This is a genomic window from Rhizobium albus (genome assembly GCA_030160035.1).
GTDB classification, from domain to species: Bacteria; Pseudomonadota; Alphaproteobacteria; order Rhizobiales; family Rhizobiaceae; genus Georhizobium; species Georhizobium albus.
The window spans coordinates 1,545,783-1,560,037 of sequence record BSNO01000001.1; the positions used below are offsets into that span (position 1 = coordinate 1,545,783).

The window sequence follows — 14,255 nt, forward strand, 5'->3', positions numbered from 1 at the left end:
GGGCATGTCCGTCGTCAGGGAAGAGCCGACAGGTGAGCGTTATGGCACAGACATGGAACCCCGCAAGCTGGCGCGACAAGCCGATCCAGCAGGTCCCCTCCTATCCGGATCTGGAGGCGCTGAAGACTGCCGAAGCGCGTCTGGCCAGCTTCCCGCCGCTCGTTTTTGCCGGTGAGGCCCGCAAGTTGAAGACGTCGCTTGCCCGCGTGGCCGAGGGCGAGGGCTTCCTGCTCCAGGGCGGCGATTGCGCCGAGAGCTTCGCCGAGCATGGCGCTGACAACATCCGCGACTTCTTCCGCGTGTTCCTGCAGATGGCCGTCGTTCTGACGTTCGGAGCGCAGCAGCCTGTCGTGAAAGTCGGCCGCATTGCCGGCCAGTTCGCCAAGCCGCGCTCGTCCGACAACGAGACGAAGGACGGCGTGACGCTGCCTTCCTACCGCGGCGATATCATCAACGGCATCGAGTTCGACGAAGCGTCGCGCATTCCGAGCCCGGAGCGCCAGATCATGGCCTACCGGCAGTCGGCCGCAACGCTGAACCTGCTGCGCGCTTTCGCGCAGGGTGGTTACGCCAATCTCGACAACGTGCACCAGTGGATGCTCGGCTTCGTCAAGGACAGCCCGCAGGCCGAGCGTTACCGCAAGCTCGCCGACCGGATCTCCGAGACGATGGACTTCATGAAGGCAATCGGGATCGATTCCGAGAGCAACCGGTCGCTCAACGAAACCGATTTCTTCACCAGCCATGAAGCACTGCTGCTTGGCTATGAAGAGGCGATGACGCGCGTCGATTCCACATCGGGCGACTGGTACGCCACTTCGGGTCACATGATCTGGATCGGCGACCGCACACGCCAAGCCGATCACGCCCATATCGAGTTCTGCCGCGGCATCAAGAACCCGATCGGCCTGAAATGCGGACCGAGCCTGCAGCCGGACGATCTGCTCAAGCTGATCGACATCCTCAATCCGAGTAACGAAGCCGGCCGGCTGACGCTGATCGCGCGCTTTGGCCACGACAAGGTTGCCGAGCACCTGCCGAAGCTGATCCGCGCCGTGGAGCGCGAAGGCAAGAAGGTCGTCTGGTCCTGCGATCCGATGCACGGCAACACGATCACGCTGAACAGCTACAAGACGCGGCCTTTTGAGCGGATCCTGTCGGAAGTTGAAAGCTTCTTCCAGATTCACCGGGCCGAGGGTTCGCATCCGGGCGGCATCCACATCGAGATGACCGGCAAGAACGTGACCGAGTGCACGGGCGGTGCGCGCGCGGTTTCCGCCGACGACCTGTCGGACCGCTACCACACCCATTGCGACCCGCGCCTCAACGCCGACCAGGCGCTGGAACTCGCTTTCCTCGTCGCGGAACTGCTCAAGGGCGGCCGCGACGACCAGTCCCGCAAGGTGGCTGTGAACGGGTGAGATCGCGGGCTTTAGCTGCTCTGCTGCTCGCGAAGCTGGGCAGAGCGCTGAAGTGCCAGTGCAAATCGGCGGTGGAGACCATTGCCGGGTAGCAGATCATTGGTGGTCACGATGCCGGAAGCCATCGCGATCACCAATGCCGGTTCGAGACCGGTATTGTCCACGAGCAATACTTCATCGGCGAGTGCCATTGCTCGTGGCAGATTTTCGAACGATGACTCATATCGACGCGTGATGGCATCCGGCGCGATGTGGTGACCGCCGAGCTTGACCCGCTCCTGAACACGTCGAATGTGAAGCTCCGCATTCTCCAAGGCGATGAACAGCAGGGAAATCTGGTAGCCGGACGAATGACACTGCTCCATGAGTCGCAGCGACTGGCGGCTGCTCAATGTCGTTTCGTAGACCAGGCTTTCGCCGGCAGCCATCAATTGGGACAATTGGTTGAGTGCTTCGCGGCCCGCGCTGATGGAAACCCCTTCCGGATCCCGCGGATTAATTTGTCTGGCGATAACGTCGGCGTTTACAAACTGTCCGCTCGGTCGCAGCAAATCGTAGACGGTCGATTTCCCGCTTCCATTCGGACCGCCGATAATGGTGCAGATCTTATTCTGCTGGTTCACGACGCAGTGATCTGGAAGGAAGTGCGGCTTTAACGACGTCGATGCCGTCGATGATTTCGATCAGGTGGCGTTCGCCGTCAGGCATCTCACGAATGATACCGTCAGCAAGAGACGGGTCGGTGTAATAAACGGCGATGCCCGCCGCCTGTGCCTTGGCTCGTGCCACACGGCCCGACTGCTCGATTTTCGATCGGTTGTGTTGCCATTTTTCAATGAGCATCTTCGGACCATCTCATCCCGGTTTATCGCATAATAGCCGAGAGCGAAATTTTCGCCAATCTCAGGCTGCAGCCGCTTCGGCGACGACCTGGCGGATGGCGTCGGCGAGCGTTGCTGCGGGCTGGGCGCCGCTGATGGCGTATTTGTTGTTCAGGATGAAGCAGGGCACGCCCTGGACGCCCATGCGGCCGGCGTTTTCGATCTCGGCGGACACCGTTGCCCGGTCGAGTTCGCCGGCGAGCTTCGTTGCGACGACGGCGCGGTCGAGGCCCGCTTCCTCGGCGCAATCGAGCAGGGTCTGGTCGTCGCCGATATGCGCACCTTCGGTGAAGTACTTGCGAAACAGGCTTTCGACGACCCGGTCCTGAGCCATGCGGCCTTTTTCACCGGCCCAGCGGATCAGGCGGTGGGCGTCAAGCGTGTTGGCAGAGACTGGTATCGCGTCGAAGTCGAAGGGAATCCCTTCTTCGCGGCCTGCCTCGCGCACCCGCTCGTAGATGGCTGCGGCGCGCTCGGGCCCGCCGAACTTCTCTTCGAGATAGCGCGCGCGGTCCTTGCCCTCTTTAGGCAACGTCGGATCGAGCTGATAGGGGCGCCAGTTGATCTCGACGGCTACATCGCCATCAAGCGCTGCGACGGCGCCTTCAAGCCGGCGCTTTCCGATATAGCACCAGGGGCACATGACATCCGAGATCACGTCGATGCGGATTGTCTTCATGGTGATCGTCTCCTCGGATGCGCTTTTTGCGTTCGGCGCCTATTCGCCGGCCACGCGGCCGTCCCACCATGTGGGCAGCGTGTATCCATATATGGGTGTTGTTTCCGGCCGTTCGATATGGGCCCAACGTGCGACCCATTGTTCTTCGACGTGGTAGAGCGGCACCATGTACCAGCCCGACAGCAGCACTCGATCGAAAGCCCGGACAGCAGCGGTGAATTCTTCGTCGCTGCGGGCGTTGAGCATCGCATCGATCATGGCATCGATCGCCGGGTCGGCGGCACCGGCGAAGTTGAAGGTGCCTTGCGGATCGCGCGAACTGGAGTGCCAGCGCCAGTTCTGTTCGGCGCCGGGAGAAAGGGTCGACGGGTAGGACTTGACGATCATGTCGTAGTCGTAGGCGAGGCTTCGCTGCTGGTACTGCGCGTCGTCGACCGTGCGGATGCGCATGGCGATGCCGAGAGAGGTGAGGGTGCGCTGGTAGGCGAGCGCGAGTTTTTCCTGGCCTTCGTTTTGCGTCATCACCTCGAAGGACAACTGCCGGCCGTGCTCATCGACCATGCGACCGCCCTCGATATGGTAGCCGGCTTCTCGCAGCAGATCATAGGCGGCACGCTGGCTTGCGCGGTCGCGGCCGGCGCCACTGGTGCGTGGCATGGTGAAGCTGCCGTTCATGATTTCGGGCATCACGGCATCGGAGAACGGTGCGAGGAGGTCCTTCTCCAGCGCATTGGCGGGTGTTCCGAGGCTCGAGAAGTCTGAACCCTGCCAATAGCTCTGCGTGCGCGTATAGGCGCCGTCGAAGAGCGTGCGGTTTGCCCATTCGAAATCGAAGAGCATGGCAAGCGCCTGGCGCACCTGCCGGTCGGCGAAGATGTCGCGGCGCGTGTTGAAAACGAAGCCCAGCATGCCGGAGGGAAGCTGGGGGCGGAACTTGTCCTTGACGATCCGGCCATCTTCGACGGCGGGGAAATTGTAGGAGCGCGCCCAGGCGGTGGGGCTGCCCTCGGGAAAGACGTCGAACAGGCCGCGCTTGAACGCCTCGAACTGAGAACTCGCCGAGAGAAAATACTCCACCGTTACGGTGTCGAAATTGTCGTGGCCGCGTTTGACCGGCAGGTCACGGGCCCAGTAATCGGGGTCGCGTTCGAAGGTGATGCGCTGGCCGGGCTCGACCTTGGAGACCAGATAGGGGCCGGAACCGATCGGGGGCTTGAGCGAGGATCGGTCGAAGGTCTCCGCATCGATCGCGTGCTTCGGCAGGATCGGGCTCATTGCGATCAGCAATGGCAGCTCGCGGCTCGCATCGTCCCCGAAGGTGAAGCGCACGCCGCGCTCGCCGATTTTTTCGAGCTTCTCGACGAAGTTCAATCGGGTGGAATAGGGCGGACGGCCTTTTTCGGCGAGCAATTCGAAGGAGAAGATCACGTCTTCCGGCTTGATGGGCTCGCCATCGGAGAAGCGCGCTTCCGGGTGGAGCTGAAACTCGATGAAGCTGCGCTCCTCATCCCATTCGGCGGTCTCGGCGATCAGGCCATAGAGCGTGAAGGGTTCGTCGCGGCTGCGAAACATCAGCGATTCGTAGACGAGGTTGCCGTATTCCTGATCGATCACGCCACGGGCCGTGGTGCGCATGGACTGCAGGATGAACGGGTTGAGGCTGTCGAACGTGCCGACCACGCCATAGGCGATGCTGCCGCCCTTCGGCGCGTCGGGATCGACATAGGGCAGGTGCTCGAAATCCGGGCCAAGGGCCGGTTCGCCGTGCATGGCTATGGCATGAACCGGTTCGGCGGAGGCAGGCGACAGAAGCGCCGGCAGGAAGGCGGCGGCAATGGCGAGCGCCACGGTCGGAGAAAAGCGACCCATGAATGAAACTCCGGCGGCGTATCAATGCTGATTTGATTCGCGAAACCCTAACACGATCGCCACTGGTCTCGCATGAGGTCATGCCTGAGCTTGTGTTGGGGCGATATGATGGTGGTCGCTGCAATCGCTATTGCCGATCGGGTTCTAGTGGATATTGGGATCAAACGGGTGTAACGAGGCCCGTGACGTATCGCCGAGGCAATTCTGCGAGCCATTGTAATGCCGTATTTGGCCAACAGGACGGGGCGATATCGGGGGCGTGCGAGACGGGATTCGTCGTCGCGGGGCCGGATCGAACACACTCTTGAAGAGACGATTGAGGAGACGTAGAAGCCAATGAGCGTCAGGAACGCGATCAGCACCAAGACGGCCGCCGCGGGCAGCGCAGTCTTTGCAGCGGCCATGGGTTTCGCCGTGATGGCTTCGCCCGCCATGGCGCAGGCACCGGCTTCCGGGCAGGCACCCCAGGGCTGGTACAAAGCCTGCACCCAGCAGGCTGAAAACGACGTCTGCGTCGTCCAGAACATCGTCGCCGCCGGAAATGGCCAGCTCCTGACCGCCGTCGGCCTGATTTCGGTCGAGGGCCAGGTCAATCAGCGCGTCATGCAGGTTTCCGTGCCTTCGGCGCGCCTCGTCCAGCCGGGCATCAACATGCAGATCGATGGCGGACAGGCCACCAAGCTCGATTTTGCCGTCTGCATGCCCGACAAATGCGTGGCGGAAGTTCCGCTGACTGATGCGATGGTCGCCGAGTTCAAGCGCGGCGGTGAGGTCGTCTTCACATCTGTCAACTTCCAGCGTGCGCCGAACCCGATCAGCATCTCGCTGTCGGGCTTCACCCAGGCATTCGATGGGGAAGCCATGGCGCAGTCGGAACTGGAAGAGCGCCAGCGCGTGCTTCAGGAAGAAATGCAGCGCAAGGCTGCCGAAGCGCGCCAGCGCCTCGAGGAAGCCCAGGAAGCCGCCAAGTCGAACTGATCGGCGCGATTTTCGGAGTTTGAATACCAAAAGGCCCGGGTCGCACGTACGACCCGGGCCTTTTGATTCTATGAGATAAAAATTAGTGACCGATGGGGCCGCGGGGCCGATAGCTGCCGTCAGTCGGCCCTTCGAACACCTCCAGAACCTGAGGATGCCTCACGGGCTGGGCGTTCTCATCGGGCACGAGGTTCTGCTCCGAAACATAGGCAATATATGAGGTTTCGGCATTCTCGGCGAAGAGGTGATAGAAGGGCTGGTCCTTGCGGGGGCGCACTTCAGCGGGAATGGCGTTCCACCATTCCTCCGTGTTCGAGAATGTCGGGTCGACATCGAAGATCACGCCGCGAAACGGGTAGACCCGGTGTCGCACGATCTGGCCTATACGGAATTTCGCCTGTCTTTCTTGCATCGATTTCACGTCCATTTCTGACAGCTTAAATGGGCGGCGGGCAGGGCGATGGCAAGAGGTGCGACTTGACGCATACGCGTGACGCCGCCTAGTCAGGACTCCCCTGTCACGTGGCGATCCCCCTCCATGGCCGAAGTTTTCGCACTCGTTCTGCCATTCTTCGGCATGATTCTGATCGGCTACATCGCCGCGCGCATCGTGAGGCTGCCGGAGGAGGCGCTTGGCTGGTTCAACGTCTTCATCATCTATGTGGCGCTGCCGGCGCTCTTCTTCCGGCTTCTGGCCGATACGCCGATCGAGGACCTGGCGCGGTTCGATTTCATCGCAGTCAACATCGCTGTCACCTTCGCGATCTTTCTGGCGGTGTTCTTCGTGGGCCGGCGCCTGCGTGGGGCGCCGATCGAGGATGCGACCATTCAGGGGCTAGCGGGTGCCTACGGCAATATCGGCTATATGGGCCCGGCGCTGGCGATCCTGGCCTTCGGTGAACGCGCGGCAGTGCCGGTGGCGCTTATTGTCTGCTTCGAAAACATCCTGCATTTCTCGGTGACACCGATGCTGATGGCGACGGGGCGCGGCCGGGACAGGCGGCCGCTGCAGCTGGTGGTGACGATTGCAAAACGGATCGCATTCCACCCATTCATCATTTCTATGGTGCTCGGCATAGCTGTCGCCGCCTCCGGGCTGACACTGCCTGGCTCCGTCTCACGCCTCGTCGAATATCTGTCGCAGGCAGCCGCACCCTCGGCGCTTTTCGTCATGGGGGTGACGCTTGCATTGCGGCCGCTGAAGCAGCGGCCGGTCGAGCTTGGCTATATCGTTCCGGTAAAGCTGATCGTTCACCCGCTTGCCATGTATGTCGCACTGTCGGCGGCCGGCGATTTTCCAGCGATCTGGGTGTTCACGGCGGTTCTTCTGGCAGCCTTGCCGACGGCGACGAATGTCTTCGTGCTGGCGCAGCAATATGGCGTCTGGATCGAGAGGGCGTCGGCGACGGTGCTGATCACCACAGCCGGCTCGGTCGTGACCGTGTCAGCGCTGCTGCTCGCGATCACGTCCGGCACGCTGCCGCCAGATCTGTTCCCGTAAGCGACCGCCGAAGCCCGAGAGTGCGCTGCCTGGCTTCATGCCTTCCTTCAGCGCCAACTGTCGTACGGGACCGGTTCCGGCGAGCAGGGTGAGGCCAGCCGCGCGGGCAAACTGCACCGGGAGCAAACCATTGAGCAGCGACCGGTTGAGAAGATCGACCGCCTGGGTGCGGCTGACGATATCGGGACGGCGCGCGCGATCAAATTTGGCGATCGCGGCCTCGACGCTCGCCCGGTCTTCCAGATGAGCCGGCAGATTGCGCAGCTCCGCCACATCGCGCATGCCGAGATTAAGGCCCTGCGCGCCGATCGGCGGGAAGAGGTGAGCTGCTTCGCCGACAAGCGCGATGGCGCCGCGACCGAAGTTTTCAGCCACCATGCCGGACAGTGGAAAGCGCTGGAGTTCGCTGTCGACCGTGACGGCGCCCAGGATCGACTGCAGGCGGTCTTCGATCTCGCGGTTCAGCGCATCCGGCGAGAGCGCCATGATGCGCTCGGCGTGGTCGGGTTTCACCACCCAGACGAGGCTCGATCGGTTGCCGGAAAGCGGAACCTGGGTGAATGGACCTTCTTCCGTGTGAAATTCGGTCGAGACATCGCGGTGGGGCAGCTTGTGCGCGAATGTCAGAACGATCGCCGATTGCGGGTAGGACCAGACACGGGTCTTGATGCCCGCAGCCTCACGCGCCACGGAATTGCGGCCATCGGCCGCGACGATCATTCGGCCTTCGATTTCCATGCGGTCCGCGAGGGTGACGATGGGTGCTGCAGCTTCCGGCGAAACGGAGCGTGCCGGCCGATCGAAGCGCGTGATGGCCGGCGTCTCGGCGATCCGGTCGTCGAGCGCGGCGAGCAGATCGGCATTGGCGACGTTGTGGCCGAAGGCATCCTCGTCGATCTCCGAGGAATGAAACGAGACGGTCGGTGCGCGCAACAGCCTGCGGCTCGCATCGGCGATCCGCATGGTGCGTAGCGGCGCTGTCTTGCCGCTGAGGTGCGACCAGACGCCGAGTTCGTCCAGAAGCGCGATCGACGGCATCAACAGGGCGGTGGTGCGGCCATCCTTGACCGGTGCCTTCGGCGCGACGAAGCCGATCGAGCGGCCGCCCTGGGCCAGTAGAAGCGCGGCGGCACAGCCGGCAAGGCCTCCACCGATCACGACCGCATCGAATGTCTTCGTCATGGTGTCACGCTCCAGCCTTTTGCTGCTTCAGCATCAACGCTGAAAATGGGATCGTCGATCCCGGCTGCAATGGGCAGGGATCAAAAGCCGCAGCGGCAACATAATTGTGTATGTTGTCAACAGGTTCTAGCCATCGACGCACCTATCGCGCATTGGTTTCCGGGCGTCGGTGATCGCCGGCGTTGCCTGTCCGCTCTGACATGGATAGCCTCATCGCATGACCCTTTTGCGCCGCATCGGCACCAAACTCTACAGCTACCGGCGTCTGCCCTATGCCGAGATTCGTGCCTTTTCGGTGCATATTCTCACTGCCTCCGGCGCGTATCTCGCATTTCTTGCCGTGGTGGCGGCGGCGGAACTGCGCTTCGTCGACATGTTCTGGTGGCTTGGTTTCGCGCTGCTCGTGGATGGCATCGATGGTCCGATCGCGCGGCGGCTGAACGTCAAGGAAGTTCTGCCGGGCTGGTCGGGCGAACAGCTCGACAATGTGATCGATTACGTGACCTACGTGCTGATCCCGGCATTCGCGCTCTATCAGAGCGGGATGATCGGCGAGATCATGTCGTTCGTCTGCGCGGCGCTAATCGTGATTTCGAGCGCGATCTACTACGCCAATATGGGCATGAAGACGTCCGAGAATTTCTTCTCCGGCTTCCCGGTCGTCTGGAACATGCTGGTGTTTACGCTTTTCGCGATCGAGGCGAGCGAATGGACGGCGATGATCGTTGTGTTCGTCGCAGTGATCCTCACCTTTCTGCCGATCTATTTTCTGCATCCGGTGCGCGTCATCCGCTTGCGGGCGCTCAATCTTCCGATCTTCCTGATCTGGTGCGTGCTGTCCGGTTGGGCGCTGCTCCTGCATTTCGACAGCCCGCTTTGGCTGCAATGGGCAGTGAGTCTCAGCGCGCTCTACCTGTCGGTGATCGGCGGCATCATGCAATGGTTTCCAAAGCTCGGCGCGCGCGCTGCCTGAGCATTTCTGACGGCTTTCGAGGAGGACAAAATGACCAAGGCGATTGTGGTTCATGCGCATGGCGGGCCGGATGCCCTGGTTTATGACGACGTGACGGTGGGCGCCCCCGGCAAGGGCGAGGCGCTGATCCGTCAGGCGGCGATCGGCCTCAACTTCATCGATGTCTATTTCCGCACCGGTCTGTACCCGGCACCGAACGGCCTGCCCGTGATCCCGGGGGGCGAAGGCGCCGGCGAGGTGGTGGCGCTGGGCGAAGGCGTGGATTACCTGAAGGTCGGCGATCGCGTTGCCTATGTCAGCGCGGTCGGTGCCTATGCGGAAGAGCGGCTGATTGCGGCCGACAAGCTCGTCAAGGTGCCGGACGCCATCGACCTGGAAACGGCCGCCGCGATGATGCTGAAGGGCATGACGGTGGAATATCTCTTCTGCCGGACGCATGAGCTGAAAGCCGGTGAGACGATCCTTTTCCACGCCGCAGCCGGTGGCGTCGGCCTCATTGCCGGCCAGTGGGCTCGCGCGGTTGGAGCCACCATCATCGGAACCGTGAGCTCGCCCGCCAAGGCGGATCTGGCGCGCGCGGCCGGCTACGACCACGTCATCGATTATTCCAGCGACGATTTTGTCGCACGCGTGAAGGAGATCACCGGGGGACGCGGCTGCGACGTCGTCTACGATTCCGTCGGCAAGGACACTTTCTCGGGTTCGCTGGATTGCCTTCGCCCGCGCGGTCTCTTCGTCAGCTTCGGCCAGTCATCCGGGCCGATCGAGAATTTCGATGTGGGTCTCCTGTCGCGCAAGGGCTCGCTCTACATGACGCGGCCGACGCTTTTCACCTACAACGCGACGCGGCCTGAACTGGAGGCGTCCGCCAAGGCGCTGTTCGACATGGTCGAAAGCGGCAAGGTGAAGATCGATGTGAACCAGCGCTACAAGCTGGCCGATGCCGCTCAGGCACATCGTGATCTGGAAGCGCGGAAAACAACGGGTACGACGCTGCTGATCCCTTGAAATCGCCGGTGGAATGGTGAAGCATTGTGCAGTTGCGTTCATTGCACAATCGGTGGCCTAGAGTGGTAACCATCGTGCTGTCAGGATCTTGAAGCGTGCAGGCAAGCGATACCCGATCTTCAGCGCCATTGCTCGCGCTTGCCGGTCTCACGAAGATTTTCGGCACGCTCAAGGCCTGCGACGCCATCAGCCTCGAAATCGCGCCCGGCGAGATCCATGCGCTGCTTGGCGAGAACGGCGCCGGCAAGTCGACGCTCGTCAAGATGCTGTTCGGGGTGCTGGCGCCCGATGCCGGCCAGATCGTCTGGAAGGGCGAGCCTGTTTCGATCAATAGTCCTTTTGCGGCGCGCCATCTCGGCATCGGCATGGTGTTCCAGCACTTCTCGCTGTTCGAAGCTCTGACGGTTGCAGAGAATATCGCGCTTTCGCTCGATGACAGCGTGCCGATAGGCCAGATCGCCGAACGGGCGCGGGCCCTGTCGGAAGGGTACGGCCTGCCGCTCGATCCGTACGCGCTCGTGGCGGATCTTTCGGTGGGCGAACGCCAGCGCATCGAGATCGTGCGAACCCTTTTGCAGGATCCGCAGTTGATCATTCTCGACGAACCGACATCGGTGCTGACACCGCAGGAGGCGGACCGGCTGTTCGAGACGCTGGAGAAGCTGCGCAGCGAAGGCCGCTCGATCCTCTATATCAGCCACCGTCTGGAAGAGGTGCGGCGCATCTGCGACCGCGCGACCGTCTTGCGTCACGGCAAGGTCGTGGGCGCCTGCGATCCGCGCCAGGAGACGGTCGCTTCGCTGGCACGGATGATGGTCGGCGGGGATGTGGCCGACGTGACGATCGGGGCGAATGCCGGCGACGGCAGGGTGCTGATCGAAACGCGTAGACTGAGCCTCCCGGCGCGCACGCCGTTTGCGGTGTCGCTGAAGGACATCGATCTTACCGTCCATAGCGGTGAAGTGGTCGCGATCGCGGGCGTGGCGGGCAACGGGCAGAGCGAGCTTTTCGATGCGCTGTCAGGCGAGGTGACCACCAGCCGCGCCGATGCCGTGCGGCTCGCCGGTCAGGATGTCGGCCGCAAGGGCATCACCGAGCGGCGCCTGCTCGGCTGCGGATTCGTGCCGGAAGAGCGCCACGGGCACGGCGCCGTCTCGCAGATGAAGCTTTCCGACAACATGGTGCTGGCGCGCCATGCATCGGATGCGAAGACCTTTCTCGGCGGCGGGCTTGGCCTGTTGAAGCGCGATGCCGTCTGGGCCGCGACCGAGCGGGTGATCAAGGCGATGGATGTGCGCAAATCCGGCGTCGATCCGCATGCATCGGCGCTGTCGGGTGGCAATCTGCAGAAATTCATTATGGGGCGTGAGCTCGACCGCAATCTCTCCGTGCTGATCGTCAACCAGCCGACCTGGGGCGTGGATGCCGGCGCCGCAAGCCGCATTCGTCAAGCGATCGTCGATCTGGCAAAATCCGGCGCGGCGGTGGTGGTGATCAGCCAGGATCTCGACGAAGTTTTCGAGATCGCGCATTCGATCGCCGTCATCCATCACGGGCGGCTGAGCGCTTCGGAGCCGGCCCGGACATTGACGCGCGAACGGATCGGGCTGCTGATGGGCGGTGCGGCGCCCGAGGCCGATACGGTGCCGGAGGCTGCCCATGCGCATTGAACTGGAAAAGCGTCCGGAGCGATCCAAGCTCTTTTCGATCCTGTCGCCCTTCATCGCGCTCGGCCTGACGCTGATCGTCGGGGCGGTGCTGTTTCTGGCGCTCGGCAAGAACCCGGCCGAGGCGATGTTCTATTTCTTCATCGATCCGCTGCTCGTCGGCTGGTCGCTGCATGAGCTTGCCATCAAGGCAACGCCACTGATCCTGATTGCGGTCGGTCTTTCGGTGTGTTTTCGCTCCAACAACTGGAATATCGGCGCCGAAGGCCAATTCGTGATGGGCGCCATCGCCGGCTCGATCATTCCGGTGATGTTCCACGGGTGGGAATCGCCGCTCGTGCTGCCGCTGATGATGATTTCCGGAGCGATCGGCGGCGCGCTTTACGCCACGATCCCGGCGCTTCTGAAGGCACGGTTCAACACGAACGAGATCCTGACGAGCCTGATGCTGGTCTATGTGGCGCAGCTCTTTCTCGACTGGTTGGTGCGCGGGCCGTGGCGCAATCCGGAAGGGTTCAACTTTCCCGAGACGCGGAATTTTAATGCCTCCGCTATCCTGCCGGAGATCCTCGATGGCGGGCGCGCGCATTGGGGCCTGATCTTCGCGATCGTCGCCGCGCTCGCGACCTGGTTCATGATGCGCAGCACGCTCAAGGGCTTCGAGATCTCCGTGCTGGGGCAATCGGCTCGGGCAGGGCGCTTCGCCGGCTTTTCGGCCACCAAGATGGTGTTCTTCGCCTTTCTCTTCTCCGGTGCGATGGCCGGTCTTGCTGGTATCGCAGAGGTGTCCGGAGCCATCGGGCAGCTGCGGCCGGTGATCTCGCCAGGCTATGGCTTCACGGCGATCATCGTTGCGTTCCTCGGTCGTTTGAACCCGCTCGGGATCGTCGCCGCAGGCCTCGTGCTCGCGCTCACCTATCTCGGCGGCGAGGCGGCGCAGATTTCGATCGGCGTCTCCGACAAGGTCGCGCGGCTCTTTCAAGGAGCGCTTCTGTTCTTCGTGCTGGCCTGCGACACGCTGATCCACTACCGCATCCGCCTGCGCTCCACCGCCAAGGTGGCGAATGTTGCGGCGGCACCTGTCCAGTCCCCCGCACCGGTGGAGGCACGCTGATGGGCTTTTACGAAGCCGTTCTGATCTCGGTGATGACAGCCGCGACACCGCTGGTGCTCGCAGCCATCGGCGAACTGGTCGTCGAGCGGTCAGGCGTCCTCAATCTCGGCGTCGAAGGCATGATGATCATGGGCGCGGTGTGCGCCTTTGCCGGCGCGCAGATCTCCGGATCCCCGTTTATCGGCGTGCTCTGCGGCATGATCGCCGGCGGGGCGTTTTCGCTGCTCTTCGGTTTCCTGACGCTGACGCTCGTTGCCAATCAGGTGGCGACCGGTCTTGCGCTCACGATCCTGGGGCTCGGGCTTTCCGGCATGATCGGGGAGAGCTTTATCGGGCTTCCGGGCGTGCGCCTGCCGGTTCTCGATATTCCCTTCCTCAGCGACATCCCGGTGATCGGCCGGATCGTGTTCGGGCAGGATCTTCTGTTCTACGCGTCGATCGGTCTGGTGATCGGTGTCGCCTGGTTCCTGTTCAGGACGCGCGCCGGCCTCAGGCTGCGTGCGATCGGCGACAATCACGGTTCCGCCCATGCGCTCGGTGTTTCAGTCATCCGCGTGCGGTATCTTGCGGTGCTCTTCGGTGGCGTGTGCTCGGGCCTTGCGGGCGCGCATCTGTCGCTCGTCTACACGCCGCAATGGGTAGAGAACATGTCGGCCGGGCGCGGCTGGATCGCGCTGGCGCTGGTGGTCTTTGCTTCCTGGCGGCCGCTTCGTCTTCTTGCCGGTGCCTATCTCTTCGGCGCTGTCTCCATCGGCGGACTGCATGCCCAGGCACTTGGTGTCGGCATTCCCTCGCAGTTCGTATCGATGCTTCCCTATCTCGCAACGATCGTCGTTCTCGTCCTCATTTCGATGGATCGCCGCCTGACGCTCATCAACCGTCCCGCCTCGCTCGGCCAGCCTTTCGTTCCGGAAAGATAGGTTGAGGCGATGTCACAGAAGGACGGATCGGGATTCCAGTTCAACCTCCAAACAACCAAGGG

General features: G+C 62.4%; 14 protein-coding genes. 8 read left to right on the forward strand and 6 right to left on the reverse strand.

Annotated elements, in window-relative coordinates; genetic code table 11:
- Nucleotides 1-41: 41 nt before the first annotated feature.
- Nucleotides 42-1,421, forward strand: coding sequence for a class II 3-deoxy-7-phosphoheptulonate synthase (locus QQL76_RS07450; protein ID WP_499207023.1), 1,380 nt, complete (start codon nt 42-44; stop codon nt 1,419-1,421).
- An 11-nt stretch (nt 1,422-1,432) separates the two neighbouring features.
- On the opposite strand, the gene QQL76_RS07455 is transcribed toward QQL76_RS07450, so the two are convergent.
- From QQL76_RS07455 to QQL76_RS07470, 4 genes are read right to left on the reverse strand one after another with little or no spacing between them, the layout of a single operon-like run.
- Nucleotides 1,433-2,044, reverse strand: coding sequence for an ATPase (locus QQL76_RS07455; RefSeq protein ID WP_499207024.1), 612 nt, complete (start codon nt 2,042-2,044; stop codon nt 1,433-1,435).
- On the reverse strand, nt 2,028-2,264 hold the full coding sequence (locus QQL76_RS07460) for a hypothetical protein (RefSeq protein WP_499207025.1): 237 nt from the start codon (nt 2,262-2,264) through the stop codon (nt 2,028-2,030). Before QQL76_RS07460 ends, QQL76_RS07455 begins: the two co-directional genes overlap by 17 nt.
- A 60-nt stretch (nt 2,265-2,324) precedes the next feature.
- The gene (locus QQL76_RS07465; protein ID WP_499207026.1) at nt 2,325-2,981 is read right to left on the reverse strand and encodes a DsbA family oxidoreductase; all 657 of its coding nucleotides are present in this window, start codon (nt 2,979-2,981) and stop codon (nt 2,325-2,327) included.
- 39 nt (nt 2,982-3,020) lie between these two features.
- Nucleotides 3,021-4,850 (reverse strand): extracellular solute-binding protein, encoded by a 1,830-nt coding sequence (locus QQL76_RS07470; protein WP_499207027.1) that lies wholly within the window; start codon nt 4,848-4,850, stop codon nt 3,021-3,023.
- Nucleotides 4,851-5,186: 336 nt separating this feature from the next.
- Between QQL76_RS07470 and QQL76_RS07475 the strand changes: the two genes are divergently transcribed.
- On the forward strand, nt 5,187-5,828 hold the full coding sequence (locus QQL76_RS07475) for an invasion associated locus B family protein (RefSeq protein ID WP_499207028.1): 642 nt from the start codon (nt 5,187-5,189) through the stop codon (nt 5,826-5,828).
- Between the two features lie 82 nt (nt 5,829-5,910).
- Here the strand turns inward: QQL76_RS07475 and hspQ are convergent, their stop codons facing one another.
- Nucleotides 5,911-6,240, reverse strand: a complete 330-nt coding sequence (gene hspQ, locus QQL76_RS07480; RefSeq protein WP_499207029.1) for a heat shock protein HspQ — start codon at nt 6,238-6,240, stop codon at nt 5,911-5,913.
- A gap of 126 nt (nt 6,241-6,366) precedes the next feature.
- Between hspQ and QQL76_RS07485 the strand changes: the two genes are divergently transcribed.
- Nucleotides 6,367-7,329: an AEC family transporter gene (locus QQL76_RS07485; protein ID WP_499207030.1), complete on the forward strand. Its 963-nt coding sequence runs from the start codon at nt 6,367-6,369 to the stop codon at nt 7,327-7,329.
- On the opposite strand, the gene QQL76_RS07490 is transcribed toward QQL76_RS07485, so the two are convergent.
- Nucleotides 7,273-8,511, reverse strand: coding sequence for a UbiH/UbiF family hydroxylase (locus QQL76_RS07490; protein WP_499207031.1), 1,239 nt, complete (start codon nt 8,509-8,511; stop codon nt 7,273-7,275). The two genes, QQL76_RS07485 and QQL76_RS07490, sit on opposite strands and share 57 nt — an antisense overlap.
- 217 nt (nt 8,512-8,728) lie before the next feature.
- Between QQL76_RS07490 and pcsA the strand changes: the two genes are divergently transcribed.
- The 5 genes from pcsA to QQL76_RS07515 all read left to right on the forward strand — a co-directional run bounded on the left by pcsA (nt 8,729) and on the right by QQL76_RS07515 (nt 14,193).
- A complete protein-coding gene (gene pcsA, locus QQL76_RS07495) occupies nt 8,729-9,484 on the forward strand; it encodes a phosphatidylcholine synthase (protein ID WP_126010127.1) in 756 nt (251 codons plus the stop codon).
- A gap of 30 nt (nt 9,485-9,514) precedes the next feature.
- Complete coding sequence (locus QQL76_RS07500; RefSeq protein WP_499207032.1) at nt 9,515-10,492, forward strand: quinone oxidoreductase family protein; 978 nt, start codon at nt 9,515-9,517, stop codon at nt 10,490-10,492.
- A gap of 95 nt (nt 10,493-10,587) precedes the next feature.
- Nucleotides 10,588-12,162 (forward strand): ABC transporter ATP-binding protein, encoded by a 1,575-nt coding sequence (locus tag QQL76_RS07505; RefSeq protein ID WP_499207033.1) that lies wholly within the window; start codon nt 10,588-10,590, stop codon nt 12,160-12,162.
- Complete coding sequence (locus QQL76_RS07510) at nt 12,152-13,273, forward strand: ABC transporter permease (RefSeq protein WP_499207034.1); 1,122 nt, start codon at nt 12,152-12,154, stop codon at nt 13,271-13,273. The genes QQL76_RS07505 and QQL76_RS07510 overlap by 11 nt, the downstream gene beginning before the upstream one ends.
- Nucleotides 13,273-14,193 (forward strand): ABC transporter permease, encoded by a 921-nt coding sequence (locus QQL76_RS07515; RefSeq protein ID WP_499207035.1) that lies wholly within the window; start codon nt 13,273-13,275, stop codon nt 14,191-14,193. The genes QQL76_RS07510 and QQL76_RS07515 overlap by 1 nt, the downstream gene beginning before the upstream one ends.
- Nucleotides 14,194-14,255: the final 62 nt, after the last annotated feature.

Bases quoted from the DNA above. Each gene is read 5' to 3' on its own strand.
- hspQ (WP_499207029.1), bottom strand. From the start codon at position 6,240: ATGCAAGAAAGACAGGCGAAATTCCGTATAGGCCAGATCGTGCGACAC.
- QQL76_RS07460 (WP_499207025.1), bottom strand. From the start codon at position 2,264: ATGCTCATTGAAAAATGGCAACACAACCGATCGAAAATCGAGCAGTCG.
- QQL76_RS07490 (WP_499207031.1), bottom strand. From the start codon at position 8,511: ATGACGAAGACATTCGATGCGGTCGTGATCGGTGGAGGCCTTGCCGGC.
- QQL76_RS07515 (WP_499207035.1), top strand. From the start codon at position 13,273: ATGGGCTTTTACGAAGCCGTTCTGATCTCGGTGATGACAGCCGCGACA.
- pcsA (WP_126010127.1), top strand. From the start codon at position 8,729: ATGACCCTTTTGCGCCGCATCGGCACCAAACTCTACAGCTACCGGCGT.
- QQL76_RS07485 (WP_499207030.1), top strand. From the start codon at position 6,367: ATGGCCGAAGTTTTCGCACTCGTTCTGCCATTCTTCGGCATGATTCTG.
- QQL76_RS07475 (WP_499207028.1), top strand. From the start codon at position 5,187: ATGAGCGTCAGGAACGCGATCAGCACCAAGACGGCCGCCGCGGGCAGC.
- QQL76_RS07450 (WP_499207023.1), top strand. From the start codon at position 42: ATGGCACAGACATGGAACCCCGCAAGCTGGCGCGACAAGCCGATCCAG.
- QQL76_RS07500 (WP_499207032.1), top strand. From the start codon at position 9,515: ATGACCAAGGCGATTGTGGTTCATGCGCATGGCGGGCCGGATGCCCTG.
- QQL76_RS07465 (WP_499207026.1), bottom strand. From the start codon at position 2,981: ATGAAGACAATCCGCATCGACGTGATCTCGGATGTCATGTGCCCCTGG.
- QQL76_RS07470 (WP_499207027.1), bottom strand. From the start codon at position 4,850: ATGGGTCGCTTTTCTCCGACCGTGGCGCTCGCCATTGCCGCCGCCTTC.
- QQL76_RS07510 (WP_499207034.1), top strand. From the start codon at position 12,152: ATGCGCATTGAACTGGAAAAGCGTCCGGAGCGATCCAAGCTCTTTTCG.